Below are 26,204 nucleotides of genomic sequence, written 5' to 3'. Positions count from 1 at the left end.
TGGCTCGACGCTACAAAAACGAAGCAGGCCTTACGCGTCGCGCGCCTTCAGCCAGCCATCGATCGTGGCCGGCACTTCGCGCTGCGCGCGGCCGGACACGTAGATGCCGATATGGCCGCCACGGAAACTGGACTCGGTGTAGTCCTCGGTGCCCAGGCGTCCACGCATCGCGCGCGAGGCATCCGGCGGCACCAGATGGTCCTGCTCGGCATAGATGTTCAGCACCGGCAGGGTCACCTGCGACAGATCCACCGCTTCCTCGCCGATCCGCACCGTGCCGTTCATCAACCCGTTGCCCTGGTAGAACTGCTTGATGAAGTCGCGGAAGGCCTCGCCCGCCAGGTCCGGTGAATCGAAGATCCACTTCTCCATGCGCAGGAAATCCTCCAGCGCCGCCTTGTCATCGAGGATGTCGAGCAGGCCCACGTACTTCTGCACGTTCAGGCGGAACGGCTTGAGCATCAGGTAACTGGCATTCATCAGGTCGGCCGGGATGTTGCCCAGCGTGTCCACCAGCAGGTCCACGTCCACCTGCTGCGCCCAGTGCGAGAGCATGTTGTCGGCGGTGTGGAAATCGACCGGGGTGACCATGGTGATCAGCTTCCCCAGCTTCTGTCGGCGCAGCGCGGCGTAGCACAGCGCGAACACGCCGCCCTGGCAGATGCCGAGCAGGTCGACCGGTCCACCACTGCGCGCGCGCAGCGCATCGACCGCGCCATCGATGTAGCGCAGCAGATAGTCCTCCAGGGTCTGGAAGCGCTCCGAGCGATCCGGGTAACCCCAGTCCAGCACGTAGACGTCCTGCCCCAGCGCCAGCAGCTTCTGCACCAGTGAGCGATCGGCCTGCAGGTCGACCATGTACGGCCGGTTGACCAGCGCGTAGACGATCAGCAACGGCGTGCGGCGGGTCGGTGCCTGTTCGCCGACGAAGCGGTACAGCACCACCTTGCCGTCGCGCCAGACTTCCTCGCGGGCGGTGACGCCATAGTCCACGTCTTCCACCTGCGGCAGCAGCTTCAGCCCTTCCATCAGCTTGCGCTGCATGGCCAGGGTTTCCTGCATCAGGTCATCGGCGTTGAAGCCCAGCGGTCCTTTCATCGGTCACGCGTCCGCGTGGAAGTACGGGGCGCTGCCTTTGGTGCCGCCTTTTTCGCAGCCGCCTTCTTTGCCGGCGCGGCCTTCTTCGCGGCCTTGCGCGCGACCGGCTTCACCTTCGCCGGCGCCGGCTGTGCCACCGGATCGACCTCGCCCGCACCGGCCATGGCCACCACCTGTGCCTGCAGGCGACGCAGGCTGCGCTCCAGCTCGGCGATGCGGCGGTGCGCGGCGTCCATCTCGCTGCGGGTCGGCAGGCCGATCCGTTCACTCATCTGTTCCACCTCGCGCTGCAGGCCGGCGCGCAGCCGCATCTGTGCGTTGCCCAGCGCGGCGTACACCTGCTGGAACGGCTCGGACATGGCGACCTTGGCATAGGCCTCCTCGGCCACTTCGATCCACAGGTCGAACATCGCGCGGGCGCTGGTCAACTGGCTGCCCGGCTGCTCGTGCTCGGCCAGGCGCTGCTCGAACAGCGCGAAGGCCTCGTCCAGCGCCTGCTTGATCTGATCGACATAGGCGCGCGAATGCTGCTGGTATTCCTCCTGCGCCCGCAGCAGCGCCTGCCAGCGCGCCTGGTGCTCACGACCGGGCCCGAACGCCGGGCTCTGCAGCCACGGGCCGGCCTGCAGCTGGAACTGCTGCAGCCAGGCGGCAAACTCCGGTACAGCGGCGCCAGCGTGGGTGCTGCCACGGGCCCCCTGCAGCATCCACTGCAGCATGCCATCGCCCTGCCCCTGCACCGCCTCGCGCCAGGCCTGGGCCACGTCGGCGCTGCTGGCGTCGCGGCCGGCGAAACGCGCGGCGACTTCCTGCATGGTGCCGTACCAGCTGCCCGCCTGTTCGCGGAAGCGGCGCACGGCATCTTCCGGCGCACCCTGCCCCTGTTCGGGCAGCAGCTGGCCCCACCAGTCGAACAGCCGTTGCCAGCTGCCAGGGTCATCGCCAGCCGGCGCACCGGGCGTGGTCGCATGGCGCAGGGCATCGCCCCAGGCGCCGAAGTACTGCCGGGCCAGGGTTTCGAAATCGCTGCTGCCGGCGTCGTGGGCCGAGCTGGTCATCGCAGGCCTCCGCAGGGCTGGCTCATGGCTTGGGGATACGCAGGGTCTTGCTGATCATCAGCGACCCGGACAGGGCGAACAACAGCACCATTGGGTGCAGCTGCCACGGGCCGATCTGCCACTGGCCGAACCAGATGTTCTGGCCGATGGCATCGGTACCGGCGGCGATCGCCAGCACGATCACCAGCACCAGGCTGGTCGGAATCGGGGTGCCCTCGAAATACGTGACCTTGCCCTCGTCGCCGGCCAGTGCCTCGGCGGTGACGTTGTAGCGCGCCAGGCGACTGACACCGCAGCAGACGAAGTAGCTCAGCACCAGCCAGTCCCAGCCGCCCTGCATGCCGCAGGCGTAGGCCAGCGCCGCCGGGGCCACGCCGAAGGAGATCACGTCTGACAGCGAATCCAGCTCGCGGCCCAGGGTGGAACTGGACTTGCGCCAGCGCGCGATGCGCCCGTCGAGGGCGTCGAAGATGAAGGCCAGCGGGATCAGTGCCATGCCGAACAGCAGGTAGCCGCGCTCGCCGTCCTGCAGGAAGCGCATCGCGGCAAACACCGCACCGGTGCCGCAGAAAGCATTGGCCAGGGTGAACCAGTCGGCCAGCTGGAATTCGCGCAGCATCGAGAAGTGACGTTTCATGGGGTCTCACGGAGCATCAAGGCCCACAGGTTACCGCGAGCGCCGCCGCTGGCGACAGCGGCGGCAGGGTCCATCCTTCACCGCTCCCTCACCCGCCCTCACCAGCGGTGAATTTTTCGCCACCCATCTTGACAGCCTAGGGGGGTGGCGCCTGTCGCGGCTTATCCACAAAGTTGCCCACGCGTAATCCACACCCCCTGTGGACAACCAGATCTCACCGACTGCGACGCTGGACATTTCCTCATCACCCCGCGGCGGGGTTTCCCTACTTCCCAAGCCACAACGTCAGCGCTATGGTCAGCGGCGGACCCGCCGCCGCCACGTCCGAAACCCTGCAACGGACGATGATGATGCTGGATGCTTCCACCCTGGCCGCGCAGCTGCGGCAGCCCCATGGCGAGGCCGCGCTGGCGGTGGCCGACTCGATGAACCGCAGCAATGGCGCGCTCAACCTGGCCGCGATCGGGCTGCTGGCCGTCGGCACTGGCGAACGGGTCCTGGAGATCGGCCCCGGCAATGCGGCGTTCGCGCCGCTGATGCTGCAGGCCACCGACAGCCACTATCTGGGTATTGAGCTGTCCACTGCCATGGTCGAGGCCGGCAACCAGCGCCTGGCCAGCGCCGGGTTGGCCGAGCGTGCCGCGATGCGACACGGCGACGCCCATGCCCTGCCAGTCAGCGATGCCGCGATGGATGCGGCGCTGGCGGTCAATACCCTGTACTTCTGGCCGAACCTGGCCCCAGTGCTGGACGAGTTGGCGCGGGTGCTGCGCCGGGGCGGCCGCCTGTGCGTGGCCTTTGGCGATGCCAGCTTCATGCGCAGCCTGCCATTTGCTGCCGACTTCCAGCTGCATGAGCTGGACGCGGTGGAGCTGGCGCTGCGTGTGTCGGGCTTCCGCGTCTCGGCCTGGCGCAGCCACCGCGAAATCGCGAGCGGCAATGACGGCCAGACCCGCGAAAAGCACTTCCACCTGCTGCTGGCACAGCGGCGCTGAAATGGTAGAGCCGGCCGCTGGCCGGCTGCCCCGGCATTCCGGATTGCCGGCCAGCGGCCGGCACTACCCAGCCTGCATTCGCCGCCAGCGAGCAACACAGAACACCTGCATCACCAGTGGCCGGCCCACCGCAGCCGCCGCAACGACGGTGATCCGACCGCGTGGTAGAGCCGGCCGCTGGCCGGCTGCCCCGGCATTCCGGATTGCCGGCCAACGGCCGGCACTACCCAGCCCGCACCCGCCGCCAGCGAGCGAAACAGAACACCTGCATCACCAGTGGTCGGCCCACCGCAGCCGCCGCAACGACTGTGATCCGACCGCGTGGTAGAGCCGGCCGCTGGCCGGCTGCCCGGACCATTCCGGGTTGCCGGCCAGCGGTCGGTATTACCCGCCTTGCACCCGTCGCCGCCAACGCGCGAAGCAGAACACCTGCATCACCAGCATGGCCACCAGTCCCAACGGCCACGCCCACCACAGCCCCGGCAGCCCATGCCGCGCCTGCAACCACACCGCCAGCGGCAGCTCCAGCAGCAGTACCGCCGCCATGCCCAGCAACGCTGGCAACATCACCGTGCCACTGCCTCGCATCACTCCGACCAGCACCGTGCTGCCCCCCATCGCCAGCACGCCCCATACCACCGTGCGCAGCTGCGATGCGGCCAGTTCGCGCACCTCTGCGGCCGCCAGAATCAGCCCGGTCAGCCAGGGTGCCAGCGCCACAACCAGTACCACCACCGCGCTCAGCATTGCCAGTCCAAGCAGCACGCCGGTGCGAGCGATGGCGGGCAGCCGTGCCGTACGCCCTGCGCCCATCGCATGCGCCGCGAGGATGGTGGCGGTAATGCCCAGTGACATCGCCGGCAGCTGCACCCAGCTCATCAACTGGTTGACCGCACCATAGGCGGCCGTGGCCGTGTAGCCGTAGCGGTTGATCCAGCCCAGCAACACGATCTCGGCAATGGCCAGACTGAGCATCTGCAACGAGGACGGCACGCCGATGCGCAGCATCGCGCGGATGATCGCGCCATCGAAACGGATGGTGCGCAGCAGCTCATGCCCCGGCGCCAAGGGGTGCCCCATCCGCTGCCAGCGCCACATCAGCCAGACCAGGGCCAGCAACGAGGCGAATGCCGCCGAGACTGCCGCACTGGCCGCGCCCAGCTGCGGCAGGCCCGCCCAGCCCAGGATCAGCAGCGGCGTGCACAGCAGGCCGATCGCCGTGGCCAGCAGCAGCGCATGCAGTGGCGTCGTTGCATCCCCCACTGCGCGGCTCACGGCAGTGGCCAGCCACAACAGGAAGAACACCGGAGGCCCCAGCAGCAGGACGCGTGCATAGACAATGGACTCACTGAGGACCGGCGCCGGCGTACCCAGTGCCGCCAGCAGTTGTGGCGCGAAGCCGCCGCCCACGGCCATCACCAGCACCGACAGCAGCAGGATCAGCGCCACCGCGCTGCCAGCCACCGCGCGTGCCTGTTGCGGGCGGCCCGCGCCCCAGGCCTGGCCGATCAGCACCATCGCGCCCGTGGCCAGGCCCATCACCAGTGCCAGCAGCAGGAAGAAGACCGGGAAGAACGCAGCGGCTGCAGCCACTGCCTGTGTGCCGAGCAGATGGCCGAGGTAAATGTTGTCCAGCGTGCCTGCGGCCAGCTGCAGCGCGTTGGTCAGCAGCATCGGCAACAGCAGGGTCAGGTAGGTGCGCCACAGTGGTGGTGCAACCGGGGGCGTCGGATGTACAGGGGTGCTCATGGGAGTCTCTGGGCAAGGCGCCGCCCTGCCCGGCGTTTCCGCCAGCAAAGCAAGCACAGGGGAAGCGGGCCGTGGCCCGCGGTCAGGTGGCGCCGTCGCTCAGCAACGGCGCGATGGCTCAGCCGCCAGCGTCTTCGAAGGCCAGGCGCAGGGCGTGGGCGCACACATCCGCGGGCCAACTCCGCAGCGCCGCTTCCAGGCCCGCGCGGTCATGCGCGAACAGGACACGGATCGCCTCCTCGAAACCCGGCAGGTCACCGGCGATGGTCTGCAGGAAGTGATAGGTACGCTCGCTGTGGCGGCGCTGGCGGTCCTTGTCGGCACCGGCACGGCTGGCCGCTTCCACCAGCCGGCGAAGCACCACCGAGGCCCCACCCGGCTGTTCGGCCAGCCACGCCCAATGGCGTGGCAACAGCGTCACTTCGCGGGCGACCACGCCCAGCTTGGGGCGGCCACGGCCACGCGGGGTTGCGGGCGCCTCTTCGGCAGTGACGTCGGCATCCGTCTCCACGGCGGCGGGAAACGCTTCGTTTACCCGCGCCAGGAGTTCTGCGTCACTGCCGCGCGTATCGAAATCGCGAGTGCGGCCAGTGGCGTTGTCGAACACCAGCAATGGTCCGGCAGCGTTGTCGGCGCGCAGTTGCTTCAGCGCCAGCGCGGCCACTTCCGGGGTACCGGAAGCGACCAGGCGATGGCCGTCGAAACAACTGAAGGGAGGGAGTCGGGACGCAGGCATGGCAATGGCATCAGAAGCGATGCGCAAATATTGCCCGGGTAATTTGATCCCGTCAATATTGCCCGGGTATTAATTTGCCAGAAGAGCGTACCAACCAAGGTTGGCAGCTACCCGATTTCCCGGTTCACAGGCGGCTGAAGGACCAGCTCACCATGCGCCCGTCCTTGTACGGCATCACGCCGTGGAACGGGCGCGGGTCGGCGTCGAACACCAGCGGCAGGAAGTTGCGGTCGCCCTCCCACATCGGCAGGGTGTCCAGCTTGTCCAGGTCCACCCACTCCAGCGTGCCTTCGTGGTTGCCGCCGTGCGGGGTGCCCTCGAATCCATCGATGACGAACACGAAGCCCAGCCAATCCTCGCCGTGCTTGCCGAAGCCTGGCCAGCTGATGGTGCCGCGCAGGCGCATGCCGGTGCAGTCGATGCCGGCTTCCTCGGCGATCTCGCGGCGCATGCTGGCCGCCACATCCTCGTCCGCTTCGATCTTGCCGCCCAGGCCGTTGTACTTGCCCAGGTGGTGGTCACCGGGACGGGTATTGCGATGGATCATCAGCACCTGGCGACGATCAGGCGACAGCACATAGCCCAGGGTGGCGACGATCGGGGTGTACGGCATGGGGCAGCATCCAGCGGCAGGTCAGCCGTGGATTATGGCCGATCAGCGCACCAGCGACAGGCGGCGCTCGGCAGGTGTGCCAGCACCGTCGGGATCGCGGCGCAGGGTGGCCACGCCGTGGCCGCGCTCGGCCAGGTACTCCAGCCACTTGCCGAGGAAGGTGTTCATCCGCATGCGGTGGCTTATCAGCTCCGCCGGCGGCGGATACAGGCCCATCGTGTCCTGCCAGCGGCGGCCCACGTAGCAATGGGTGGTCTCGGCCTGGCGCGCGTCACGGTACAGGCGCACATAGGCCGACGGATCCGGCTCGCCGGTGACCGGGTCGGCCAGGTCGTAGGTCAAGCGCAGTTCCACCGTGTAGCGGTGGCACTCGATCACGTCCAGGCGCACGTCCAGGCCGTCGCCGATCGAGGAAATGTAGCTGCCCGCCACCAGTCCGGCCGGTTCGAACAGGCGCACCAGGTGGCGGTAGTTTTCCGCGTACAGGCCCATGAGCCAGCTCAGCCGGCTCAGGCGGGGAATGCGTTCGGTGCGGGGCAAGGCTCGGGCCATGGGTCGATCCTACACGTTGGTGCTTCAACGTGGGGGCGCGCACGTGCAAGCCAACCCCTGGGTAGTGCCGGCCGCTGGCCGGCAGCCCTGCATCGCAGCCGAGGGTTCATCGAGGAGCCGGCCAGCGGCCGGCTCTACCAGCTCTGAGGGTCAATACAGCTCGCGCTGCAGCCCCAGCGTGGCCAGCACCTTGCTGGAAATCTCCTCGATCGAGGTATGGGTGGTGCTCAGGGTCGGAATCCGCTCCATCTGGAACATCACCTCCGCTGCAGCCACCTCGCGCTTGCAGGTGTCCAGGTTGGCGTAGCGCGAGTTCGGGCGCCGCTCCTGGCGGATCTGCTGCAGCCGGTCGGGATCGATGGTCAGGCCGAACAGCTTGCGCCGGTAGGCACGCAGCCGCGGCGGCAGGCGGTCGCTTTCCAGGTCTTCGTCGGTCAGCGGGTAGTTGGCCGCGCGCACGCCGTAATGCAGGGCCAGGTAGATGCAGGTGGGCGTCTTGCCGGCGCGCGACACCGCCACCAGGATCACGTCGGCATCGTCGTAGTTCACCGCGATGCCGTCGTCATGGGTCAGGGCGAAGTTCATCGCGTTGATGCGGCGGTGGTAGGTATCGAAATCGACCATGCCATGGGCCTGGCCGACCCGGGCCAGGCGCGGGGTGGCCAGTTCGCGCTCCAGCGGTTCGATGAACGGCGCGAACACATCCAGCATCAGCGCGCCGCTGTCGGCCAGGATCAGGCTCAGGCTCTGGTCCACGCAGGAGTTCACCACGATCGGCCGGACCTGGTACCGCTCCCCTGCCGCCTGGATCCGGGCACAGGCTTCACGCGCTTTTTCGGGGTCGTCGACAAACGACATGCGATCAGTAATGAAGCTGAACCCGGAGAACTGGGTGAGCAGGCTATGCCCAATGGTTTCAGCGGTGATACCGGTTCCATCGGAAACGTAGAACACCGGACGGATGGTCGACATGCGCGCTTTTACCCCCTACGAAGCCTAAAAAGGCCGCCAGCACAAGCTTGTGCCGACGGTACTCTGCCCGGCATCATATCGGCTTCTTCCTACGGACGCGGCCATTCCAGCCCGCCTCGGGCGATGGCCAAACGGAGCATCGCGCTTGAACGAGAACATCCTGTGGTTGCACGAACTGCGTCTGGCCGATCTGGCCCGCGTAGGCGGCAAGAATTCGTCGCTGGGCGAGATGATCGGCAACCTGGCCGGTCTGGGCGTTTCGGTGCCGGGCGGTTATGCCACCACCGCTGAAGCCTTCAAGGACTTCATCGCGCACAACGATCTGTCCAAGCGCATCTTCGACAAGCTGGCCACGCTGGACGTCGAGGACGTCAACGCGCTGACCGCAGCGGGCAAGGAAATCCGCACCTGGGTGATCGATGCCCCGCTGCAGCCGCAGCTGGACCAGGACATCCGCACCGCCTACGCCCAGCTGAGCGCCGACAACGGCGGCGGCGACGTGGCCGTGGCCGTGCGTTCCTCGGCCACCGCCGAGGATCTGCCGGATGCCTCCTTCGCCGGCCAGCAGGAAACCTTCCTCAACGTCACCGGCGCCGACGACGTCGTGCACAAGGTCAAGGAAGTGTTCGCCTCGCTGTACAACGACCGTGCCATCGCCTACCGCGTGCACCACGGCTTCAAGCATGAAGACGTGTTCCTGTCCGCCGGCGTGCAGCTGATGGTGCGTTCGGGCGTCGGTTCCTCCGGCGTGCTGTTCACCCTGGACACCGAGTCCGGCTTCCGCGATGTGGTGTTCGTCACCTCGTCCTTCGGCCTGGGCGAAATGGTCGTGCAGGGCGCGGTCAACCCGGACGAGTACTACGTCTACAAGCCCACCCTGCAGGCCGGCAAGCCGGCGATCCTGCGCCGCTCGCTCGGCAGCAAGGCCATCCGCATGGTGTATTCGGATGTTCCGGGTGAGCGCGTCAGGATCGAGGACACTCCGGTCGAACTGCGCACCACCTTCTCGATCAGCGACGAGGACGTGCAGGAACTGTCCAAGCAGGCGCTGGTCATCGAAAAGCACTACGGCCGCCCGATGGACATCGAGTGGGCCAAGGACGGTGTCAGCGGCAAGCTGTTCATCGTGCAGGCGCGCCCGGAAACGGTGAAGTCGCGCAGCCATGCCACCCAGATCGAGCGCTTCGCGCTGACCGAAAAGGGCGGCAACGTGCTGGCCGAGGGCCGCGCCGTCGGTGCCAAGATCGGTTCGGGCGTGGCCCGCGTGGTCAAGACGCTGGACGACATGAACCGCGTGCAGCCGGGCGACGTGCTGATCGCCGACATGACCGATCCCGATTGGGAGCCGGTGATGAAGCGCGCTTCGGCCATCGTCACCAACCGTGGTGGCCGTACCTGCCACGCCGCGATCATCGCGCGCGAGCTTGGCGTGCCGGCCGTGGTCGGTTCGGGCAACGCCACCAAGGTCATCGAAGATGGCCAGCTGGTCACCGTCAGCTGCGCTGAAGGCGATACCGGCTTCATCTACGAAGGCAAGCTGGGCTTCGAGCGCACCACCACCGATCTGGGCAACATGCCGCCGGCACCGCTGAAGATCATGATGAACGTGGCCAATCCGGAACGTGCCTTCGACTTCGGCCAGCTGCCGAACGCCGGCATCGGTCTGGCCCGCCTGGAAATGATCATCGCCAGCCACATCGGCATCCACCCGAACGCGCTGCTGGAATACGACCGCCAGGACGCAGCGACGAAGAAGAAGATCGACGAGAAGATCGCCGGCTATGGTGATCCGGTCAGCTTCTATGTGGACCGCCTGGCCGAGGGCATCGCCACCCTCACCGCCTCGGTCGCACCGAACGCCGTGATCGTGCGCCTGTCGGACTTCAAGTCCAACGAGTACGCCAACCTGATCGGCGGCAGCAACTACGAGCCGCACGAAGAGAACCCGATGATCGGCTTCCGCGGCGCCAGCCGTTACGTCGACCCGAGCTTCTCGGCTGCCTTCGCGCTGGAGTGCAAGGCCGTGCTGCGCGTGCGCAACGAAATGGGCCTGGACAACCTGTGGGTCATGATTCCGTTCGTGCGCACCCTGGAAGAAGGCCGCAAGGTCATCGAGGTGCTGGAACAGAACGGCCTGAAGCAGGGCGAGAATGGCCTGAAGATCATCATGATGTGCGAAGTGCCGTCCAACGCACTGCTCGCCGATGAGTTCCTGGAGATCTTCGACGGCTTCTCGATCGGCTCCAACGACCTGACCCAGCTCAGCCTGGGCCTGGACCGCGATTCCTCGATCGTCGCGCACCTGTTCGACGAACGTAACCCGGCAGTGAAGAAGCTGCTGTCGATGGCGATCAAGTCGGCACGTGCCAAGGGCAAGTACGTCGGCATCTGCGGCCAGGGCCCGTCCGATCATCCGGATCTGGCCGAGTGGCTGATGCAGGAAGGCATCGAATCGGTGTCGCTGAACCCGGATACCGTGGTCGATACCTGGCTGCGCCTGGCCAAGCTGAAGGCCAACGGCTGATGCCGTGATGGCCACAGGCTGACGTCGTGTTCATCGGCGTCGGCCGATACTGCTGCTGCACGCAAGCCCCGCCTCTGCGGGGCTTCGTGTTTCTGGCGTCCATGTACGCCCTGCCCCGCGCAGATTCCCCCGCAGCAAAGGACTTCCGCATGATCGCCGCAGCAGCACCCGCCCCCGCCGCAACACCCTGGTTCCACTCCCTCGATTGGGAACGCCTGCTGGAGACCTACGGCGTGCCATTGTTGGCCGCGATCGTGGTGCTGCTGGTCGGCATGTGGGTGGCACGACGCCTGTCCAATGCGATGCCACGCGCCACCGCGCGCATGGGCGTGGACCCGATGCTGGGCAATTTCCTGCGCAACGTGGTGTACGCCGCATCGCTGGTGATCGTGGTGGTGCTGGCGATCGGCACGCTGGGCGTGCAGATCACCCCGCTGCTGGCCGTGCTTGGCACCGCCGGCCTGGCGGTAGGCCTGGCGCTGAAGGATTCGCTGTCCAACATCGCCTCGGGCGTGATGCTGGTGACGCTGCGCCCGTTCCGCGTCGGTGATGTGGTGACGGTGGCCGGACAAACCGGCACGGTGCGCGAAGTGCGCATCTTCCAGACCGTCATCACCGGTGCCGACAACCAGCACACCACCATTCCGAACACGTTGATCACCGCTGCGCCGATCATCAACCTGACCGCCGAGCCGACCCGCCGCGTCGAACTGGTGGTGGGCATCGGCTATGAAGACAACATCCAGCTGGCGCGCGACACCGCGCTGGCGCTGATGAAGGCCGACCCGCGCGTGTTGCAGACGCCGGCACCGGACGTGGTGGTGTACGAGCTGGGCGCGCACGCGATCAATCTCGGCATCCGCTGCTACGTGAAGTCGGCCGACTGGTTCGGTACCAAGGTCACGCTGCTGGAACAGCTCAAGCTGGGCTTCGACAAGGCCGGCATCAACATCCCGTATCCGCAGCAGGACATGCACCTGTACCTGCATGGCAAGGATGGCGGCGTGGTCGAGGCCGACGCGCTGGTGCGCGACAAGCCCTGATCCGACACAGAAATGCCGGCCAGCGGCCGGCACTAGCCTGCCCCGCGCGCCCCGGTAGTGCCGGCCGCTGGCCGGCAGCCTCCGGGATCAGGCGGCGACGCTTTCTTCCAGCGTTGGGTAATCGGTGAAGCCGATCGCGCCTCCGCCGAAGAACGTCGCCCGATCCGGCGGGTTCAATTCCGCACCCAGACGCAGGCGCTCCGGCAGATCCGGGTTGGCGATGAACGGGCGACCGAAGCCGATCAGGTCGGCCCAGCCTTCCGCCAGTGCCTGCTCGGCGCGCTCGGCGGTGTACTTGCCGGCGTAGATCAGGGTGCCCGGGTAGATCAAGCGCAGCGCCTGCTTGAACGCCACCGGCATCAGCGGTGCATCGTCCCAGTCGGCTTCGGCGATGTGCAGGTAGCCCACGCCCAGCGCACCCAGCAGGTGCGCCGCGGCCAGGTAGGTAGCCTGCGGCGTATCGTCCACCGCGCCCTGCAGCGTCGTCAGCGGCGCCAGACGAACACCGACGCGGTCACCACCGGCTACTGCAGTCACCGCCTGCACGACCTCGCGCAGGAAACGCAGCCGGTTCTGCAGCGAGCCGCCATAGCCGTCGCTGCGCTGGTTGGCCTGCGAGTCGATGAACTGGTTGATCAGGTAGCCATTGGCCCCGTGCAGCTCAACGCCATCGAAGCCGGCGGCCAGCGCATTGCGGGTGGCCTGCGCGTAGTCGGCGATGATGCCCGGAATCTCGGCCTCGGCCAGCGCGCGCGGCATCGAGTGCTGGATCATCTCGCCCACGCCCGCTTCCGGGCCTGCGCCGGTGGGGTCGACAAACACCTTCACGCCCTCGGCCAGCAGCGCCGACGACGACACCGGCGCGGCACCATCGGGCTGCAGGGCCACGTGCGAGACCCGACCCACATGCCACAGCTGGGCGTAGATGCGGCCACCAGCAGCGTGCACGGCGTCGGTCACCTGGCGCCAGCCCTGCACCTGCTCCGGGCTGTGGATGCCCGGGGTCCAGGCATAGCCCTGGCCCTGCGGGCTGATCTGGGTACCTTCGCTGACGATCAGGCCGGCGCTGGCCCGCTGCGCGTAATAGGCAGCCATCTCGGCAGTGGCAACGTTGCCGCCTGCCGCGCGCGAGCGGGTCATCGGCGGCATCACGATACGGTTGGGCAGGGTCAAGGCGCCCAGGCGGTGGGGGGTGAACAACATGGCGGCGATCTCTTGCGGGGGGGAGTGACCGCAAGGATGGGGATGGATGCCACAGCGCAACAGGCGGATCGTGGCAAAACAGTTGTGCCTTGCAGGCAAGGATGGCGTGGCCAGGGGTCAGAGCCCCGTCCTGCGGAACGGGATCCGACCCCGCGCGCAACCGGGGTCGGATCCCTTTGCAACGCAGAGGGCTCTGACCCCGAAGCCGGCTACAGCGTGGGCTCGATCAACGCCCCGCCATGCGCCACGCGGTCATAACAGGTGCGCACCACGTCTTCGCCGTACTTGATCTCCAGCCGGCGCACGATGAAGTGGCCGCGCGCCATGTCCTGGTAGTAGTCGGTGAACATGGTGTTCAACGTCGCACCGGCGGCCGCACCCACAATCGGCACCGCCTGTGCGGCGAATTTCTCGGTGACCACCACGCCGAAGCGCGCGGCCACCTTCTCCACCATCTTCGCCAGCAGCTTGCCGGCTTCCTTCGGCGCCACGCCCAGGGTGAGGTCGCGGCCGGTCACCACGCGCCCGGCCAACTCGGCCGACAGGTGGCGCATCACATCGGTGGTGAAGCCGCGGGCCAGGTAGTAGCCGGTCTCGCTGGCATCATCGCGCGGCGAGTTGCCGCCCAGCGCGAACACCTCCAGGCAGGCCTGGCGGGTGCTGAACTCGGACAGGTCGAAGCCCTCGCTACGGGCCACGTCGGCTACCGCACGCATCATGATGGTGGTCGATACCGGCAGCTCGATGAACAGCGCGGCAAAACCAAAGGCGCCACCCACCGCACCGGAGGTCGCTGCCGCCAGCTTGTGCCAGCGGGTGGATGCCCCCTTGCCGGGCGTGTTGTCCATGCTCCACAGCGCCGCCTGCGCCGACTTGGACAGTGCTGCCTGCACCGCACCGTGGATGCGGCCGGAGACCGCCTTGGGCAATGCCTTCACCGCGAACTCCAGTGGCGTGCCGACCAGGTTGGCCATGCGCGCGGTCAGGGTCGGTGCTTCCAGCAGGGTCACCGCCCGCTGCAGGTCAGACCAGTCGCGGGCGTCGTGGGCAATGTCGGGGGGGAGCAGGATGGGCTCGTTCATGGCGCCGATCTTAGCGCCAGGGAGTTGAACGGAGGGTAGTGCCGGCCGCTGGCCGGCAACCTGATACACGTCACGCAGGCCGCTGAATTGCCGGCCAGCGGCCGGCACTACCAGTTCGCGTGTCACCCGGTAGCGCCGGGCCATGCCCGGCGGCGGCGTTCAAGCAGTCGGCAGGCCCGACAGCGCGCCCATGAACTGGCGGTAGTGGCGCAGCTCGGCGATCGAATCGTGCACGTCGCTCAGTGCGGTGTGGTTGCTGTTCTTGCCCACGCCGGCGGCCACGTTCGGCGCCCAGCGCTTGGCCAGTTCCTTCACCGTGGACACGTCCAGATTGCGATAGTGGAAGTACTTCTCCAGGCGCGGCATCTGGCGGTGCAGGAAGCGGCGGTCCTGGCAGATGGAGTTGCCGCACATCGGCGACAGGCCGGCCGGGATCCACTGCGCCAGGAAATTCACCGTCTGTGCCTCGGCCTGGCCGAGGGTGGTGGTGCTGTCCACCACGCGCTGCCACAGGCCCGAACGGCGGTGCTGGTTGCGGTTCCACTCGTCCATCGCTTCCAGTGTTTCCAGCGGGTGGTGGATGGCAAATTCCGGGCCTTCGGCCAACACGTTGAGCTGGGCATCGGTGACAACGGTCGCGATCTCGATGATCGAATCATTGTCGGTATCCAACCCGGTCATCTCCAGGTCGATCCAGATCAGTCGTTCGTTGGCCGCGCCGTTGTCCGCCATGTGTCGCCTCGCTGCTGGGCAGGCGCGCGGCCTACCGGTGGTGGAAAGAGGCGCCCATCATACCCGTTCGCCCCTCAACCCTCGCCGCCGTGGTCTTCCAGCAGCAGCGGTGGCTTGCCACGCTTGGCGCGGAAATAGTTGGTCAGGCGCATGCTGGCGTCCTTGGCCAGCACCCCGCCGTGGATCTCCACCCGGTGGTTGTGGCGGGCATCGCCGAGCAGGTCGAACACGCTGCCGCAGGCACCGGTCTTGGGATCGCTGGCGCCGTAGACCAGCCGCGAGACACGCGCATGCACGATCGCCATCGCGCACATCGCGCAGGGCTCCAGGGTCACGTACAGCGTGCTGCCAAGCAGGCGATGATTGGCCAGCCGCTTGCCACCGGCACGCATGGCCACGATCTCGGCATGTGCGCTTGGGTCGTGCGAGGCGATGTTGAGGTTCCAGCCCTCACCCAGCAGTTGGCCGTCGGCGCCCACCAGCACCGCCCCCACCGGAATCTCATCGAACTCGCGCTGCGCGCGTTCGGCCAGCGCCAGCGCATGGCGCATCCAGTGTTCGTCGGCGTCGTGCACCGGTACACCCAGGGCATCGGTCATGGCGGTTCTCGTGTGTCTGCAGGGCCAGGATGGCCGCCGGGGCCGCATTGTACGCCCGGGGCCGTGCAGGCGCCGCTAACGCGCGTCGAAGCGCTCGCGGGCCGCATCCAGCGCCGGGAAGTTGTGCTCGGCCCAGCGGTCCAGGGCGGACAGCGTCTCGACCAGGCCGCGCGCAACCTCGGTCAACCGGTACTCGACATGCATCGGCTTGCTGCCCAGATCGCAGCGCTCGACCAGGCCGTTGCGCTCCAGTTGGCGCAATGTCTGCGTCAGCACTTTCTGCGAGATGCCTTCGATCTTCCGCAGCAGCGCGCCGTTGCGTTGTGGGCCCTGCGCCAACGCTGGCAACAGCAGCATCACCCACTTGCCGGAGATCAGTGCCAGCGCATCGCGCGCCGAGCAGTCGGCGGCATAGACATCACCGGGATAGGCCATGGTTACCTCAAGGTACGTAATTGCGACAGTTCGCCGGCATCGCGAGGATGGTCGCACACTCCAACACGCCCTCTGCTCATGCGCGCCCTGATCCTGCTGGCCCACCCCGAACCCCGTTCCTTCAACGCCCACCTTGCCACGCAGGCCGCCGAGCAGTTGCGGCAGGATGACCTGCAGGTGAACGTGATCGATCTGTATGCGCAAGGCTTCGACCCGTTGGAAGCCGCGCACCACCATCCTCAACGCCTGCAGCCTGGCCGCTTCGATGCCCAGCGCGAACAACGGCACAGCGCCGAACAAGGCCAGCTGCCTGCCGAGGTGCAACGCCATCTGCAACTGCTGCAGGCCACCGACCTGCTGATCCTGCAGTTCCCGCTATGGTGGTTCGCTGCACCGGCCGCCCTCAAGGGCTGGCTGGACCGCGTGCTGGTCTACGGGCCGATGTACAACAGCCGCCAGCGCCACGAACACGGCGTGATGCGCTGCAAGCGTGCATTGCTGAGCGTCACCACCGGCTCATCGGCACGGGCCTGCGCGATCGACGGCCGCGAGGGCGATACCCGGCTGCTGCTCTGGCCGCTGATGTACAGCCTGCGCTATGTTGGCTTCGACGTGATGGAACCGCATGTGGTGCACGGCGTGCGTTCCGGACTTCCGCCAGACCGTGTGCAGGCGCACGACGAGGCACTCGCCACGGCTGCCCGCGACTACCGCGAACGGCTTGCCCGGTGGTCGCAGTGGCCGACCGTGCCCTTCAATGACAGCGAGGATTTCGAAGAAGGTGTGGTGCTGCGCGCGGAAGCACCTGCGTTCAGCCCCTTCATCCGCCATCGCGATGCGGGATGACGCCGCGCCTGCACGCGCTACCGGAAAGCCTCATACTGCACGCTCCTGCTAAGCACCTTGGTGAACACATGACCACCCTGCGCCCCTCGCGCGCCGACGATGGCGCCGCCCTCGTCGCACTCTGGCGTCGCGCCGTCGACGCCACCCACGACTTTCTCAGTGCCGAAGACCGCCAGGCCATCGATGCCGAAGTGGCAGGCTTCCTGCCGCAGGCGCCGATGACCGTCGCTGTCGATGCACGGGACCAGCCACAGGGCTTCATGCTGATCGACGGCAGCCACATGGAAGCGTTGTTCATCGATCCCGACGTGCGCGGCACTGGTATCGGCCGGCAGCTGCTGCAGCACGCACTGGCGCTGCACCCGCAGCTGAGCACCGACGTCAACGCACAGAATGCGCAGGCCGTAGGCTTCTACCTGCGCATGGGCTTCGTCGAAACCGGTCGTTCGCCACTGGATTCGCAGGGCCGCCCGTATCCCCTGATCCATCTCCGGCACAAGGCCTGACATCCGTTGGCAGCAGCCGCGTGCTAGCGTGGCTGCTTTCGATCAAGGAACGCCGTGCATGGATGGTGCAAAAGCCCTGTTGACCCTGTTTGCGCTGGGCATCAGCCTGGTCTGGATCCTCGTGCCGTTCGCCATCTTTGCCGTGCGCAACCTGCTGCGCGAGGTACTGCTCGAGCAGCGCCGTACCAACGCACTGCTCGAGCATATCGGCGGCTACCGGATTCCAAAGCCGCAACCCGAACCGACCGTCTGGCGCGCGCCCTGAGCGGGAACGCGCCAGGCGTGGATCAGGCCGTCGCCTCGAACGCCGGTGAGTACTGCACCTCGCCCTGCGCCAACGGAGGCTGCAGGCAGAGTGCCTGGAAGTACTCCGCCGGCACACCCGGCAGCACCAGGCCCGGCTCGGCACGGAAGCCGAAGCGGCCGTAGTACGCCGGCTCGCCCAGCAGCACGCAGCCCTGTGCGCCCCGCTGCTGCAGGGCTTCCAATGCTGCCCGCATCAACGCCGCACCGATGCCCTGCCCCTGCCATTCGGGCAATACCGAGATCGGCCCCAGGCCAAACCAACCGCGACTGCCATCGCTGATCGATACCGGCGAGGCCGCCACATGGCCGGCCAGGTGTCCATCCACCTCGGCCACCAGTGAAACCGCCAGCTCGCCGCGCACGCGAAGCGCATCGACGATGAACTGCTCCGTGTGGCTGCTGTGTGCCGCGTTGGCAAAGGCAGCGCGGGTCAACGCATGGATGGCGGCGATGTCAGCGGAATTTTCGGTACGAAGAATGTAGTTCAAGGGACACCTCGGTCGACGCGGCATTGCCGCGCCATGGAAACACAATGGAAAAGAAGCGATGCATCGTGCATCAGCGATTGTCCAGCTGCGGGCGCACCGCGACCAGTCCGGCACGATTGATCCGGTAGGGGCGGCCATCGTACGAACTGATCAGGCGCTTGTTTTTCAGCTTCCTGAAGACGGCCAACGTGCAATCGCTCAGCAGCAGTCCTTCACGGTTGAAGCATTCGACACCGCGCACGCGGCCTGAGCCATCACGGCTGCAGGCAATGCAGCCACCCTGGGCAAGGACGTGCAGCGTCCTCTGCTCCGCTCGGGAGATATTCATGGAAAGAGAGATCCTGCGTAATCGGAAATGCGGACGACACGGGCTGCCAACAGCGCCCGGCCAAGGAACCACGCATTCGATAACCGCTCCCGGAAGACACACGGGAAGGGTTATCCGATGACGACACTCTCCAACATGAAAAACCACACTCGGTAGACACCTGCAGCTTGCAGGTGGCGTCACACTAACCAGCGCTCCACGGCCAGTCAACGCCCTGGCGCGAAAGCCGGGTGATAATCGAGCCTCCACCTGCAGGACGCGAACATGGACTGGGTTGCCCAGGCACGCGCATTGGCCACCGAAGCCCACGCAGGGCAACAGGACAAGGCCGGCCATCCCTATATCGAGCATGTGGCACGAGTGGCGGCGGCGATCCGCGACGATGACATGGCCAAGGCCGCAGCGTGGCTGCACGATGTGGTCGAGGACTGTCCGGACTTCGCTGACCGGATGCAGGCGTTTCCACCGCCGATCCGCGACACGGTCAACCTGCTCAGCCGCCACAGCGCGCAGGATGCAACCCACTATTACGCACGCATCCGTGAACATCCATTGGCCTTGAAAGTGAAGCTGGCCGATATCGCGGACAACGCCCATCCAAGGCGCCTGCGGCAGCTGGCCCCCGCGCTGGCCGAGCGCCTGCGCGGCAAGTACAGCATGGCCCTCGCTGCACTGGGCCAGCGTCAATCGTCGTCGGATGCGGGGAGCGGAGCCACGCCGCAGCAGCGCCTGCAGCACCTGATGGAGGCGGCCTGCTCGCTGGAGCAGTGTGTTGGCGGACCTGGATCCACCACGGGCACCCGCGACACGTCACTGTCCGCACACCACGCGGCCCTGATCAGGGTTCGCGACATCGTGCTCGCCGAGCTGGAAACGCAGATGGAACCCGTCGCGTTCGCCATCTGGAGCGACATGCATATCCGGGCCTGACCGGCCGTGGACTCCACCGGCCGAACGCTGTTTCTTGGCAGCATGCGGTGATCCCTGCTGCGTTGCAGCAGTACAATGCCCGGCTCCCCGCCCCCATCGCGCCCCCGCATGAGCCCCAACTCTTCCCTGGCTGCGCGGCTGACGCCCCGTCAGCGCACCCTGATCATCCTCGCCCTGTCACTGGGCGGCTTCGCCATCGGCACCAGCGAGTTCGCCAGCATGGGCCTGATGCTGGAAATCAGCCGTGGGCTGTCGATCTCCGAAACCCAGGTCGGCCACCTGATCAGCGCCTACGCCATCGGCGTGGTGGTCGGTGCGCCGATCCTGGCCTTCGTCGGCGCCAGCTTCCCGCGCCGCAAGCTGCTGCTGGCGCTGATGGGCTTCTATGCCATTGGCAATCTGGCCAGTGCGCTGGCCCCGAACTACGGCACGATGCTGGTGGCACGTTTTGTTGCCGGCCTGCCGCACGGCGCCTACTTCGGCGTAGCAATGCTGGTCGCAGCGGCGATCAGCCCCGCCGGCCAGCGCGGCCAGGCGATGTCGCGGGTGCTGCTGGGCCTGTCGATCGCGATCCTGGTCGGCAATCCGCTGACCACCTGGCTCGGCCAGCAGCTGAGTTGGCGCACCGCCTTCGCCCTGGTCAGCGTGCTGGCCATTGCCACCGTGGCGATGATCGCGCGCTTCCTGCTGCCGGACCCGGATGAGGTGCGAACCTCGCCGATGCGCGAACTGCGCGCGTTCAATACCACCCAGGTGTGGCTGGCACTGGCGATCGGTGCGGTCGGCTTCGCCGGTATGTTCTGCGTGTTCACCTACCTGGCACCCACCCTGGTGCAGGTCACCGGCGTGGCCGAATCGTGGATGCCGCTGGCGGTGGGCGTGTTCGGCATCGGCGCGATCATCGGCAACATCGCCGGTGGCTGGCTAGTGGACAAGTTCCACTTCAAGGCCGCCGCCGTGGTGCTGCTGTGGTCGATCGTGATGCTGCTGCTGTATCCGCTGGCCGCACAGTCGGTGTGGACCATCGGCCCGATGATCATCACCGTCGGCACCATGGGCGCGCTGGCTGCGGTGCTGCAGACCCGCCTGATGGACGTGGCCGGCGAGGCGCAGACCTTGGCCGCCGCCTCCAACCATGCCGCCTTCAATACCGCCAATGCACTCGGCCCGTGGCTGGGCGGCATGGCGATCAGCGCCGGCTTCAGCCCGGCCAGCACCGGCTACGTCGGCGCGGCCACCGCCATCGGCGGCCTGCTGCTGTGGTGCGTGGCGGTGATGCTGGACAAGAAGCGCAAGGCCGCCGTCGCCTGCAGCCACTGACTACCGTGCCGGGTCGTCAGTCGCCACCCCTGCGGCGGCGGCGATCCGGTCGCAGCATCGCCACATCGCCCGCCGCCAGCGTCGGCCGCGCCAGCTCACCACGCTTCACGCGGTCCAGCACCCGCCGCGAATTGGCGGCGCAATCAATGCCTTCCGGCCGCGCCTGGATGTCTTCGATCAGGGCCAGCAGGTGCGTCCGGCTCTGTGCCAGCCGCAACTGCAGCGCCTCGATGTCGACCACCTTCTGCTGCAGCATCGTGATCAGTGCATCGTGCTGCCACTGGCCCATGTCCGGTGGCAGCAGCGCGCGGATCTCGTCCAGGCTGAAGCCTGCGCGCTGTGCACCGGTGATCAGCTCCAGCAGCAGTACCGCCTGCTCCGGGTAATCGCGGTACCCATTGGCCTGGCGCTGCACTGTCAGCAGTCCGGCGTCCTCATAGAAGCGGATCCGCGACGCTGCCAGGCCCGTGAGGCGGGCCAGCTCACCGATCTTCATCTGCCTGAATCCTCGACATTGGAACCCGTTGACCTTCAATCAAACTTGAAGGTTAGCGTAGCGCCATTCCCCTGTCCTGGAGCTGTCCGATGTCGCTGTTCTCGCCCCTGGCACTGCCTTCCGGTGCCGTCATCCGCAACCGCATCGCCAAGGCGGCGATGGAGGAAAACATGGCCGACGACGATCACGCGCCTTCGGCCGCGCTGCTGGAGCTCTACCAGCGCTGGGCCGACGGCGGCGCCGGCGTGATCATCACCGGCAACGTGATGGTCGATGGCCGCGCCATGACCGGCCCGGGCGGCGTGGTACTGGAAGACGATCGCCACCTGGAGCGCTTCATCGCCTGGGCCGACACCGCGCGCTCGCGCGGGGTGCAGATGTGGATGCAAATCAACCATCCCGGGCGGCAGATGCCGGCCGCCCTCGGCCAACCGGCATTGGCGCCTTCGGCGGTCCCCTTGGACATGGGCGCACTGTCCAAACAGTTCGCGCCGCCGCGGGCGATGACCGAGGCGGATATCGAAGACGTGATCGCCCGCTTCGTCCGCAGCGCCGAGCTGGCCGAACGTGCCGGTTTCAGTGGTGTGGAGATCCATGCCGCGCACGGCTACCTGCTCAGCCAGTTCCTGTCGCCACTGTCGAACCGTCGCGAGGATCGCTGGGGCGGCAGCCTGGACAACCGTGCACGCCTGCTGCTGGAGATCGTGCAGGGCGTGCGCGCGGCGGTGTCGCCCGCCTTCGCAGTGGCGGTGAAGCTCAACTCCGCAGATTTCCAGCGCGGCGGCTTCTCGCCCGAGGATGCGCGCGCCGTGGTGGAGATGCTGGCGCCACTCGGCGTGGATCTGGTCGAGCTGTCCGGTGGCAGCTATGAAGCACCGGCCATGACCGGCGCCGCGCGCGACGAGCGCAGCCTGGACCGCGAGGCCTACTTCCTGGAGTTCGCGCGTGAGATCGCCACGGTGGCGACGATGCCGCTGATGGTCACCGGCGGCATCCGCCGCCGCGCGGTGGCCGAGCAGGTACTGGACAGCGGCATTGCGATGGTCGGCATTGCCACCGCGCTGGCGATCGAGCCGGATCTGCCACACCACTGGCAGCAGGGCCGCGACCAGGTGCCCGCGTTGCGCAACATCAACTGGCGCAGCAAGCCGCTGGCGGCCAGCGCACACATGGCGGCGGTGAAGTACCAGTTGGCTCGGCTGAGCCGCCGCCGCCCCACCGCGCCGGGTGTCTCACCGGTATGGGCACTGCTGCTGGCACAGGCGGCCGGTAAATGCCGGACCCGCCGCTACCGGCGCTGGATCGGTGCACGCGCGGGCGGCTACTGAGCGGGCAGGCTTCTCATCGTCGAAGCGATGCTCCACCATCTGCACGATCGGCGGCAATCCGTCGCCGGTCGCAGCACGCAGAAGGAACCACCGTGGCAGCAGGACCAACCAGGAACCGCGAAAAGCTGCTCGATGACCTGCTCTCGCTGGGCCGCAACTGGGCACTGGCGATCGCCATCGCCGGTGCCGGTGCAGCGGTCCATTACAGCGAGTCGGTGTACGAAGCAGGAATCTGGCGCGGCCTGCTGCCCACGATCTGCTTCCTGGTCGCCATCGTCTGGATCGTGCTCAGCATCATCCGCTTCGACCTGACCATCCAGCAGCACTTCGAGCGGAAGCTGTCGCGCTGGCTCAGCCGCCTGCTGTATGTCGTGCTGCTCGGCACCGGTATCACCGCCGTGTTCTTCGTCACCGAGCTGGCGGAGAACAACCACATCGCGCGGATGTGCGACTCGGTGGCCAACGAACCCGGCAGCCGCATCCACAGGTCGGCCGAATGCCAGCGCCTGTACCAGCACCGCGCGGCCTACCGGCAGCGGCTCGAGTCGGCCGAGGGCGAGTTCGACTGAGGACGTCGCGCTGCATGCGTTTGACGCACGCGAAGAACACACGGCGTGGATATGCGGTCGGGCACAGTAGCTGCGCCACCCCTTCCGTGTGACAACTCCGGCCCGCATGCTCCACCACCCCGCCCCTGCCTGCCACGATGCCGTTGCCCTGCAGGCGGGTGTACTCGGCGGGGCACTCGGCGTGGCGCTGTTCAAGGCGATCGCCCTGTCGGTACTGACCAACGGCTCGTTGATGGCGACGGGATTGTGGCTGCTGGCCTGCGCCCTGCTGGGCGCCTGGGCGCTGGCCGCCTACCTCGCGTGCCTTGCGCTGAGCCGCCGCGTCTTCGTGCTGATGCTGGCACTGTGCGCGGTGCTGGTGGTCTGCATCGCCTGACCACGCAAGTGCCCGACTATCACCAAAACGTTACAAAATAACAAGTGCGATCGGTCGGATTGTGCGTGCCCAGCATCACGGATTGGAATGCCATGGCCGCTCCGGCATCACCCCGAGACCACCCATGACCCTGCAGCCCCTGTACCGCGCCGCCCTGACCGCCATCGCCCTGGCATCGCTCAGTGCCTGCGCCACCTATGACGACAGCAACATGCACCAGGCCTGCCAGGAATCGCCGCACCTGAAGGATCTGCCGCGCGACGTGGCCGCCCGCGAGAGCCGTTGCAACAAGGGCATGGAAGTGTGGTCGAGCGAGCGCAAGGGCAGTGACCGGCCGATCGACCTGAGCGGCAAGAAGAAGGATCTGTAATCGTGGCCGGCGCAGCCTGCACGGCTGCGCCTTCACCGTGAGGGTCAGGCGGCCATCCCGAACCAGCGCTGCAACGCCTGGGGCAACCCCGTCTTATCACCGCCCGCGTCGCAGGCCCAGGCGACGATGCCATCGGGGCGGACCAGAACCGCGCCCAGCCCCAGCACGCCCTCCTGCTCCGACATGATGCATGGAGGGCGTTGCGGCAAGCATTCAACAGCCTGCAGCAACGGAGCCCCTGCCTCGAACACCAGCAGCGCGCCCTGCCCTGCCCTCAGCACCTCCCCTGGGCGGCGGCCATCGGCCAGCAGGACGTCCGGCACGCTGCGACCGACCAACGGATGGCCATCGCCCAGATCGAGCTGCTGGGCAACGCCCCAGACCCGTTCGGCCAGATAGGTCGCACCATCACGGGTGTCGGCCAGATCCGCCATCACCGTCGCCAGCGCGCGCGCGCCAGTCCCCGGACGCATCAGCGCAACCTGCGCGCGTGACCAGTCCAGCACTCTGGCGCCGATCGGATGGCGTTCGGCCTGATAGCTGTCCAGCAGTGCCTCATCAGCATCACCCCGCACCACGGCGGCCAGTTTCCAGCCGAGGTTCATTGCGTCACCGATACCGAGGTTCAACCCCTGCCCGCCCAAGGGCGAGTGCATGTGCGCGGCGTCACCGGCCAACAGCACGCGGCCGTTGCGATAGGCCGTGGCCTGGCGTGCGGCATCGGTCCAGGTGGTGGCCAGATGCAGCGCGGTGATCGTTGCATCGCGGCCGGAGACCCGACGCAGCAACGCCTGCGCGGCATCCTGGTCGAGCACGGTCCGATGACCAGCACCACCGTCGAAATCGGCCAGCGCCAGCACATCCGGTGGATTGAAATTGCACATGCCGTGCGCGGTGCACTGGCGCCCCGGCGTGAGCACCGACGGATCTGCCAGCTCGACCCGCAGCGAATGGCCGGTGAACTCCGGCTCGGTGCCAGCGAAGCTGAAGCCCGACTGCTTGCGCACGGTGCTGCGCGCGCCATCGCAACCGACCAGCCAACGGCCGTATACCCTGCCGCGTCCGGTCTGCACCGCAACCTGCGCCTCCTCCGCTGTCACCGCCTGCACTGCGCAACCGCGGTCGATGCGTACGCCCAACCCGCTTGCCCGCTCGGCCAACACCGCCTCCAGCGCCTGCAGCTCAATCGCCATCTGCACCCCCACCGGCGTTGGCAGTCGCCAGCGCCAACGCTCGATGTCCACGTTGTCCAGCGCGAACGGGATGCCAGCGAAATGGCCACCCAGCGGCCGCGGCTGCGCCAGCCAGTGAGCCGTGCCGGGTGGTGGTGCGCCCTTGTCCGGTTTCAGCACCTGGCTGGCGGCGACCGCGTCCAGCAGACCGCGCCGGTCCAGCGCTTCCAGCGTGGGCGCGTTCAAACCGCGCAGTCCAAAGGGCAGCCGCTTCAGCGGTGATTCGGGCACCTCGGCCTGCTCCAGCACCGCGACCGAACACCCGGCCAGGGCCAGTTCGCAGGACAGGAACAGACCGACCGGGCCAGCGCCGGCAATCACGACGTCGTACACCATGGGAATTCCTTGTGAGCACCGGGCCGGCGCTCTGTAGATTCGAATGTTACACTCGGTGTACGTTTCAACAAGTGAACCGCCCATGACCCCGCCTCCGGGCCGCCGCGAGCAGCGCAAGGCCGAGACCCGCCAATTGATTTCGGACGTCGCCACCGAACTGATCATCCGGCACGGCTTCGAAGCCGTGTCCATGTCCGGGATTGCCGAGGCCGCCGGGGTCTCGCGCAAGACGGTCTTCAACTATTTCGCCAGCAAGGAGGACCTGGTGTTCGACCGCGACGAGGAAGCGCGGGCGCTGCTGCGCGAGGGCATGGCGGCGCGCAGCGGCCTGACTCCACTGGCCGCCTTCCAGTCACTTGTCCGCGAACTGCTGGACCGTGGCCATCCCCTGCTGCGGATCAATGCCGGCGCGGCCGCCTTCTGGGCCACCGTGGCCGGCAGCCCGGTGCTGGTCGCGCATGCCCGCCGATTGCAGGCCCAGCTGACCGATGACCTCGCACAGTTGATGGCGGTCTCCGCAGGCCGGGACACCAATGACGCAGAAGCCCGACTGGCCGCGGCCATGCTGATGGCATCAATGGTGGCCGCCTATGAGAAGGGACTGGCCAGCCAGCTGCAGGGCGAGGATCCGCGCGAGGCCATGGTGCAGGTGATCGTGCGTGGTGCCACCGGCGTGCTGGCGGCCCTCGCCGGCACCCCCTACACGGACCCACACGCACGTCCATAGCGCATGCGGGGGATAGGT

Annotated in this window: 30 protein-coding genes; 13 read left to right on the top strand and 17 right to left on the bottom strand. The window is 67.2% G+C overall.

Annotated features, from left to right (window positions below):
* Positions 1 to 30: 30 nt before the first annotated feature.
* The 3 genes from VPH47_RS07880 to VPH47_RS07870 are packed head-to-tail and all read right to left on the bottom strand — an operon-like array spanning position 31 to position 2,793.
* The gene (locus tag VPH47_RS07880) at positions 31 to 1,098 is read right to left on the bottom strand and encodes a class III poly(R)-hydroxyalkanoic acid synthase subunit PhaC (RefSeq protein WP_049444628.1); all 1,068 of its coding nucleotides are present in this window, start codon (positions 1,096 to 1,098) and stop codon (positions 31 to 33) included.
* Entirely contained in the window at positions 1,095 to 2,156 is a 1,062-nt protein-coding gene (gene phaE / locus VPH47_RS07875; RefSeq protein ID WP_110712720.1) for a class III poly(R)-hydroxyalkanoic acid synthase subunit PhaE, read from the bottom strand. The genes VPH47_RS07880 and phaE overlap by 4 nt, the downstream gene beginning before the upstream one ends.
* A 22-nt stretch (positions 2,157 to 2,178) precedes the next feature.
* A complete protein-coding gene (locus tag VPH47_RS07870; protein WP_014647547.1) occupies positions 2,179 to 2,793 on the bottom strand; it encodes a phosphatidylcholine/phosphatidylserine synthase in 615 nt (204 codons plus the stop codon).
* A 344-nt stretch (positions 2,794 to 3,137) separates the two neighbouring features.
* On the opposite strand from VPH47_RS07870, the gene VPH47_RS07865 reads away from it, so the two are divergent.
* On the top strand, positions 3,138 to 3,788 hold the full coding sequence (locus VPH47_RS07865; RefSeq protein WP_368850453.1) for a class I SAM-dependent methyltransferase: 651 nt from the start codon (positions 3,138 to 3,140) through the stop codon (positions 3,786 to 3,788).
* 384 nt (positions 3,789 to 4,172) lie between these two features.
* On the opposite strand, the gene VPH47_RS07860 is transcribed toward VPH47_RS07865, so the two are convergent.
* From VPH47_RS07860 to VPH47_RS07840, 5 genes are all read right to left on the bottom strand, one after another.
* Complete coding sequence (locus tag VPH47_RS07860; RefSeq protein WP_368850452.1) at positions 4,173 to 5,537, bottom strand: MATE family efflux transporter; 1,365 nt, start codon at positions 5,535 to 5,537, stop codon at positions 4,173 to 4,175.
* A 118-nt stretch (positions 5,538 to 5,655) separates the two neighbouring features.
* Complete coding sequence (locus tag VPH47_RS07855) at positions 5,656 to 6,273, bottom strand: DUF2239 family protein (RefSeq protein ID WP_110714339.1); 618 nt, start codon at positions 6,271 to 6,273, stop codon at positions 5,656 to 5,658.
* 124 nt (positions 6,274 to 6,397) lie between these two features.
* A complete protein-coding gene (locus tag VPH47_RS07850) occupies positions 6,398 to 6,886 on the bottom strand; it encodes an 8-oxo-dGTP diphosphatase (protein WP_049462146.1) in 489 nt (162 codons plus the stop codon).
* A 42-nt stretch (positions 6,887 to 6,928) separates the two neighbouring features.
* Positions 6,929 to 7,438 carry a DUF1249 domain-containing protein gene (locus VPH47_RS07845; RefSeq protein WP_049398213.1) on the bottom strand — a complete coding sequence of 170 codons (510 nt, stop codon included), beginning with the start codon at positions 7,436 to 7,438 and terminating at the stop codon, positions 6,929 to 6,931.
* Positions 7,439 to 7,588: 150 nt separating this feature from the next.
* The gene (locus tag VPH47_RS07840; RefSeq protein ID WP_110712723.1) at positions 7,589 to 8,410 is read right to left on the bottom strand and encodes a pyruvate, water dikinase regulatory protein; all 822 of its coding nucleotides are present in this window, start codon (positions 8,408 to 8,410) and stop codon (positions 7,589 to 7,591) included.
* Between the two features lie 145 nt (positions 8,411 to 8,555).
* Here VPH47_RS07840 and ppsA point away from each other — a divergent pair, with 145 nt between their 5' ends.
* Together ppsA and VPH47_RS07830 are read left to right on the top strand one after the other, a co-directional pair.
* Positions 8,556 to 10,934 (top strand): phosphoenolpyruvate synthase, encoded by a 2,379-nt coding sequence (gene ppsA, locus VPH47_RS07835; RefSeq protein ID WP_368850451.1) that lies wholly within the window; start codon positions 8,556 to 8,558, stop codon positions 10,932 to 10,934.
* 149 nt (positions 10,935 to 11,083) lie between these two features.
* The gene (locus tag VPH47_RS07830) at positions 11,084 to 11,977 is read left to right on the top strand and encodes a mechanosensitive ion channel family protein (RefSeq protein ID WP_110712725.1); all 894 of its coding nucleotides are present in this window, start codon (positions 11,084 to 11,086) and stop codon (positions 11,975 to 11,977) included.
* Positions 11,978 to 12,064: 87 nt separating this feature from the next.
* Here the strand turns inward: VPH47_RS07830 and VPH47_RS07825 are convergent, their stop codons facing one another.
* The 5 genes from VPH47_RS07825 to VPH47_RS07805 form a co-directional block, all read right to left on the bottom strand.
* Positions 12,065 to 13,180: an alkene reductase gene (locus tag VPH47_RS07825; protein ID WP_110712726.1), complete on the bottom strand. Its 1,116-nt coding sequence runs from the start codon at positions 13,178 to 13,180 to the stop codon at positions 12,065 to 12,067.
* Positions 13,181 to 13,389: 209 nt separating this feature from the next.
* Complete coding sequence (locus tag VPH47_RS07820; protein ID WP_368850450.1) at positions 13,390 to 14,262, bottom strand: EcsC family protein; 873 nt, start codon at positions 14,260 to 14,262, stop codon at positions 13,390 to 13,392.
* 159 nt (positions 14,263 to 14,421) lie between these two features.
* The gene (orn, locus tag VPH47_RS07815; protein ID WP_110712728.1) at positions 14,422 to 14,994 is read right to left on the bottom strand and encodes an oligoribonuclease; all 573 of its coding nucleotides are present in this window, start codon (positions 14,992 to 14,994) and stop codon (positions 14,422 to 14,424) included.
* A 74-nt stretch (positions 14,995 to 15,068) separates the two neighbouring features.
* Complete coding sequence (tadA, locus tag VPH47_RS07810; protein WP_110712729.1) at positions 15,069 to 15,593, bottom strand: tRNA adenosine(34) deaminase TadA; 525 nt, start codon at positions 15,591 to 15,593, stop codon at positions 15,069 to 15,071.
* 75 nt (positions 15,594 to 15,668) lie between these two features.
* Positions 15,669 to 16,028: a helix-turn-helix domain-containing protein gene (locus tag VPH47_RS07805; protein ID WP_153856070.1), complete on the bottom strand. Its 360-nt coding sequence runs from the start codon at positions 16,026 to 16,028 to the stop codon at positions 15,669 to 15,671.
* Positions 16,029 to 16,106: 78 nt separating this feature from the next.
* Between VPH47_RS07805 and VPH47_RS07800 the strand changes: the two genes are divergently transcribed.
* From VPH47_RS07800 to VPH47_RS07790, 3 genes are all read left to right on the top strand, one after another.
* Positions 16,107 to 16,874: an NAD(P)H-dependent oxidoreductase gene (locus VPH47_RS07800; protein ID WP_153856069.1), complete on the top strand. Its 768-nt coding sequence runs from the start codon at positions 16,107 to 16,109 to the stop codon at positions 16,872 to 16,874.
* A gap of 68 nt (positions 16,875 to 16,942) precedes the next feature.
* Entirely contained in the window at positions 16,943 to 17,380 is a 438-nt protein-coding gene (locus VPH47_RS07795; protein WP_153856068.1) for an acetyltransferase, read from the top strand.
* A 58-nt stretch (positions 17,381 to 17,438) separates the two neighbouring features.
* The gene (locus VPH47_RS07790; RefSeq protein WP_153856067.1) at positions 17,439 to 17,645 is read left to right on the top strand and encodes a hypothetical protein; all 207 of its coding nucleotides are present in this window, start codon (positions 17,439 to 17,441) and stop codon (positions 17,643 to 17,645) included.
* A gap of 22 nt (positions 17,646 to 17,667) precedes the next feature.
* On the opposite strand, the gene VPH47_RS07785 is transcribed toward VPH47_RS07790, so the two are convergent.
* Both VPH47_RS07785 and VPH47_RS07780 read right to left on the bottom strand, forming a co-directional pair.
* Entirely contained in the window at positions 17,668 to 18,174 is a 507-nt protein-coding gene (locus tag VPH47_RS07785) for a GNAT family N-acetyltransferase (protein ID WP_368850449.1), read from the bottom strand.
* A gap of 70 nt (positions 18,175 to 18,244) precedes the next feature.
* Positions 18,245 to 18,502, bottom strand: a complete 258-nt coding sequence (locus tag VPH47_RS07780) for a YjhX family toxin (RefSeq protein ID WP_197612289.1) — start codon at positions 18,500 to 18,502, stop codon at positions 18,245 to 18,247.
* A 264-nt stretch (positions 18,503 to 18,766) separates the two neighbouring features.
* Here VPH47_RS07780 and VPH47_RS07775 point away from each other — a divergent pair, with 264 nt between their 5' ends.
* Together VPH47_RS07775 and VPH47_RS07770 are read left to right on the top strand one after the other, a co-directional pair.
* Positions 18,767 to 19,432 carry an HD domain-containing protein gene (locus tag VPH47_RS07775; protein WP_368850448.1) on the top strand — a complete coding sequence of 222 codons (666 nt, stop codon included), beginning with the start codon at positions 18,767 to 18,769 and terminating at the stop codon, positions 19,430 to 19,432.
* A 108-nt stretch (positions 19,433 to 19,540) separates the two neighbouring features.
* Positions 19,541 to 20,752, top strand: coding sequence for an MFS transporter (locus tag VPH47_RS07770; protein WP_368850447.1), 1,212 nt, complete (start codon positions 19,541 to 19,543; stop codon positions 20,750 to 20,752).
* 16 nt (positions 20,753 to 20,768) lie between these two features.
* Here VPH47_RS07770 and VPH47_RS07765 read toward each other — a convergent pair whose 3' ends face one another.
* Positions 20,769 to 21,248: a MerR family transcriptional regulator gene (locus tag VPH47_RS07765; RefSeq protein ID WP_153856064.1), complete on the bottom strand. Its 480-nt coding sequence runs from the start codon at positions 21,246 to 21,248 to the stop codon at positions 20,769 to 20,771.
* 89 nt (positions 21,249 to 21,337) lie between these two features.
* Here VPH47_RS07765 and VPH47_RS07760 point away from each other — a divergent pair, with 89 nt between their 5' ends.
* The 4 genes from VPH47_RS07760 (at position 21,338) to VPH47_RS07745 (ending at position 23,891) form a co-directional block, all read left to right on the top strand.
* Positions 21,338 to 22,576, top strand: a complete 1,239-nt coding sequence (locus VPH47_RS07760) for an NADH:flavin oxidoreductase/NADH oxidase family protein (RefSeq protein ID WP_368850446.1) — start codon at positions 21,338 to 21,340, stop codon at positions 22,574 to 22,576.
* A 92-nt stretch (positions 22,577 to 22,668) separates the two neighbouring features.
* Positions 22,669 to 23,145 (top strand): hypothetical protein, encoded by a 477-nt coding sequence (locus tag VPH47_RS07755; RefSeq protein WP_180847881.1) that lies wholly within the window; start codon positions 22,669 to 22,671, stop codon positions 23,143 to 23,145.
* A gap of 106 nt (positions 23,146 to 23,251) precedes the next feature.
* Positions 23,252 to 23,521: a hypothetical protein gene (locus VPH47_RS07750; RefSeq protein ID WP_197612292.1), complete on the top strand. Its 270-nt coding sequence runs from the start codon at positions 23,252 to 23,254 to the stop codon at positions 23,519 to 23,521.
* Positions 23,522 to 23,645: 124 nt separating this feature from the next.
* Positions 23,646 to 23,891: a hypothetical protein gene (locus VPH47_RS07745; protein ID WP_110712742.1), complete on the top strand. Its 246-nt coding sequence runs from the start codon at positions 23,646 to 23,648 to the stop codon at positions 23,889 to 23,891.
* A 44-nt stretch (positions 23,892 to 23,935) separates the two neighbouring features.
* Here the strand turns inward: VPH47_RS07745 and VPH47_RS07740 are convergent, their stop codons facing one another.
* Positions 23,936 to 25,459 carry an FAD-dependent monooxygenase gene (locus tag VPH47_RS07740; RefSeq protein ID WP_368850445.1) on the bottom strand — a complete coding sequence of 508 codons (1,524 nt, stop codon included), beginning with the start codon at positions 25,457 to 25,459 and terminating at the stop codon, positions 23,936 to 23,938.
* A gap of 82 nt (positions 25,460 to 25,541) precedes the next feature.
* Here VPH47_RS07740 and VPH47_RS07735 point away from each other — a divergent pair, with 82 nt between their 5' ends.
* On the top strand, positions 25,542 to 26,186 hold the full coding sequence (locus VPH47_RS07735) for a TetR/AcrR family transcriptional regulator (protein ID WP_110712744.1): 645 nt from the start codon (positions 25,542 to 25,544) through the stop codon (positions 26,184 to 26,186).
* Positions 26,187 to 26,204 lie beyond the last annotated feature (18 nt).

The sequence above is a fragment of the Stenotrophomonas sp. WED208 genome (genome assembly GCF_040984485.1).
Lineage (GTDB): Bacteria > Pseudomonadota > Gammaproteobacteria > Xanthomonadales > Xanthomonadaceae > Stenotrophomonas > Stenotrophomonas riyadhensis.
Note: the sequence above shows the minus strand (reverse complement) of the source record. Positions and strands in the feature narration are given on the sequence as shown.

What these genes read in the sequence shown, in the direction of transcription:
- VPH47_RS07780 (WP_197612289.1), bottom strand. Translation starts at nt 18,502, where the DNA reads ATGAATATCTCCCGAGCGGAGCAGAGGACGCTGCACGTCCTTGCCCAG.
- VPH47_RS07775 (WP_368850448.1), top strand. Translation starts at nt 18,767, where the DNA reads ATGGACTGGGTTGCCCAGGCACGCGCATTGGCCACCGAAGCCCACGCA.
- tadA (WP_110712729.1), bottom strand. Translation starts at nt 15,593, where the DNA reads ATGACCGATGCCCTGGGTGTACCGGTGCACGACGCCGACGAACACTGG.
- VPH47_RS07795 (WP_153856068.1), top strand. Translation starts at nt 16,943, where the DNA reads ATGACCACCCTGCGCCCCTCGCGCGCCGACGATGGCGCCGCCCTCGTC.
- VPH47_RS07760 (WP_368850446.1), top strand. Translation starts at nt 21,338, where the DNA reads ATGTCGCTGTTCTCGCCCCTGGCACTGCCTTCCGGTGCCGTCATCCGC.
- VPH47_RS07870 (WP_014647547.1), bottom strand. Translation starts at nt 2,793, where the DNA reads ATGAAACGTCACTTCTCGATGCTGCGCGAATTCCAGCTGGCCGACTGG.
- VPH47_RS07770 (WP_368850447.1), top strand. Translation starts at nt 19,541, where the DNA reads ATGAGCCCCAACTCTTCCCTGGCTGCGCGGCTGACGCCCCGTCAGCGC.
- phaE (WP_110712720.1), bottom strand. Translation starts at nt 2,156, where the DNA reads ATGACCAGCTCGGCCCACGACGCCGGCAGCAGCGATTTCGAAACCCTG.
- VPH47_RS07735 (WP_110712744.1), top strand. Translation starts at nt 25,542, where the DNA reads ATGACCCCGCCTCCGGGCCGCCGCGAGCAGCGCAAGGCCGAGACCCGC.
- VPH47_RS07830 (WP_110712725.1), top strand. Translation starts at nt 11,084, where the DNA reads ATGATCGCCGCAGCAGCACCCGCCCCCGCCGCAACACCCTGGTTCCAC.
- orn (WP_110712728.1), bottom strand. Translation starts at nt 14,994, where the DNA reads ATGGCGGACAACGGCGCGGCCAACGAACGACTGATCTGGATCGACCTG.
- VPH47_RS07845 (WP_049398213.1), bottom strand. Translation starts at nt 7,438, where the DNA reads ATGGCCCGAGCCTTGCCCCGCACCGAACGCATTCCCCGCCTGAGCCGG.
- VPH47_RS07790 (WP_153856067.1), top strand. Translation starts at nt 17,439, where the DNA reads ATGGATGGTGCAAAAGCCCTGTTGACCCTGTTTGCGCTGGGCATCAGC.
- VPH47_RS07740 (WP_368850445.1), bottom strand. Translation starts at nt 25,459, where the DNA reads ATGGTGTACGACGTCGTGATTGCCGGCGCTGGCCCGGTCGGTCTGTTC.
- VPH47_RS07750 (WP_197612292.1), top strand. Translation starts at nt 23,252, where the DNA reads ATGCTCCACCACCCCGCCCCTGCCTGCCACGATGCCGTTGCCCTGCAG.
- VPH47_RS07860 (WP_368850452.1), bottom strand. Translation starts at nt 5,537, where the DNA reads ATGAGCACCCCTGTACATCCGACGCCCCCGGTTGCACCACCACTGTGG.
- VPH47_RS07880 (WP_049444628.1), bottom strand. Translation starts at nt 1,098, where the DNA reads ATGAAAGGACCGCTGGGCTTCAACGCCGATGACCTGATGCAGGAAACC.
- VPH47_RS07805 (WP_153856070.1), bottom strand. Translation starts at nt 16,028, where the DNA reads ATGGCCTATCCCGGTGATGTCTATGCCGCCGACTGCTCGGCGCGCGAT.
- VPH47_RS07765 (WP_153856064.1), bottom strand. Translation starts at nt 21,248, where the DNA reads ATGAAGATCGGTGAGCTGGCCCGCCTCACGGGCCTGGCAGCGTCGCGG.
- VPH47_RS07840 (WP_110712723.1), bottom strand. Translation starts at nt 8,410, where the DNA reads ATGTCGACCATCCGTCCGGTGTTCTACGTTTCCGATGGAACCGGTATC.
- VPH47_RS07820 (WP_368850450.1), bottom strand. Translation starts at nt 14,262, where the DNA reads ATGAACGAGCCCATCCTGCTCCCCCCCGACATTGCCCACGACGCCCGC.
- VPH47_RS07850 (WP_049462146.1), bottom strand. Translation starts at nt 6,886, where the DNA reads ATGCCGTACACCCCGATCGTCGCCACCCTGGGCTATGTGCTGTCGCCT.
- VPH47_RS07865 (WP_368850453.1), top strand. Translation starts at nt 3,138, where the DNA reads ATGATGATGCTGGATGCTTCCACCCTGGCCGCGCAGCTGCGGCAGCCC.
- VPH47_RS07825 (WP_110712726.1), bottom strand. Translation starts at nt 13,180, where the DNA reads ATGTTGTTCACCCCCCACCGCCTGGGCGCCTTGACCCTGCCCAACCGT.
- VPH47_RS07800 (WP_153856069.1), top strand. Translation starts at nt 16,107, where the DNA reads ATGCGCGCCCTGATCCTGCTGGCCCACCCCGAACCCCGTTCCTTCAAC.
- VPH47_RS07855 (WP_110714339.1), bottom strand. Translation starts at nt 6,273, where the DNA reads ATGCCTGCGTCCCGACTCCCTCCCTTCAGTTGTTTCGACGGCCATCGC.
- VPH47_RS07745 (WP_110712742.1), top strand. Translation starts at nt 23,646, where the DNA reads ATGACCCTGCAGCCCCTGTACCGCGCCGCCCTGACCGCCATCGCCCTG.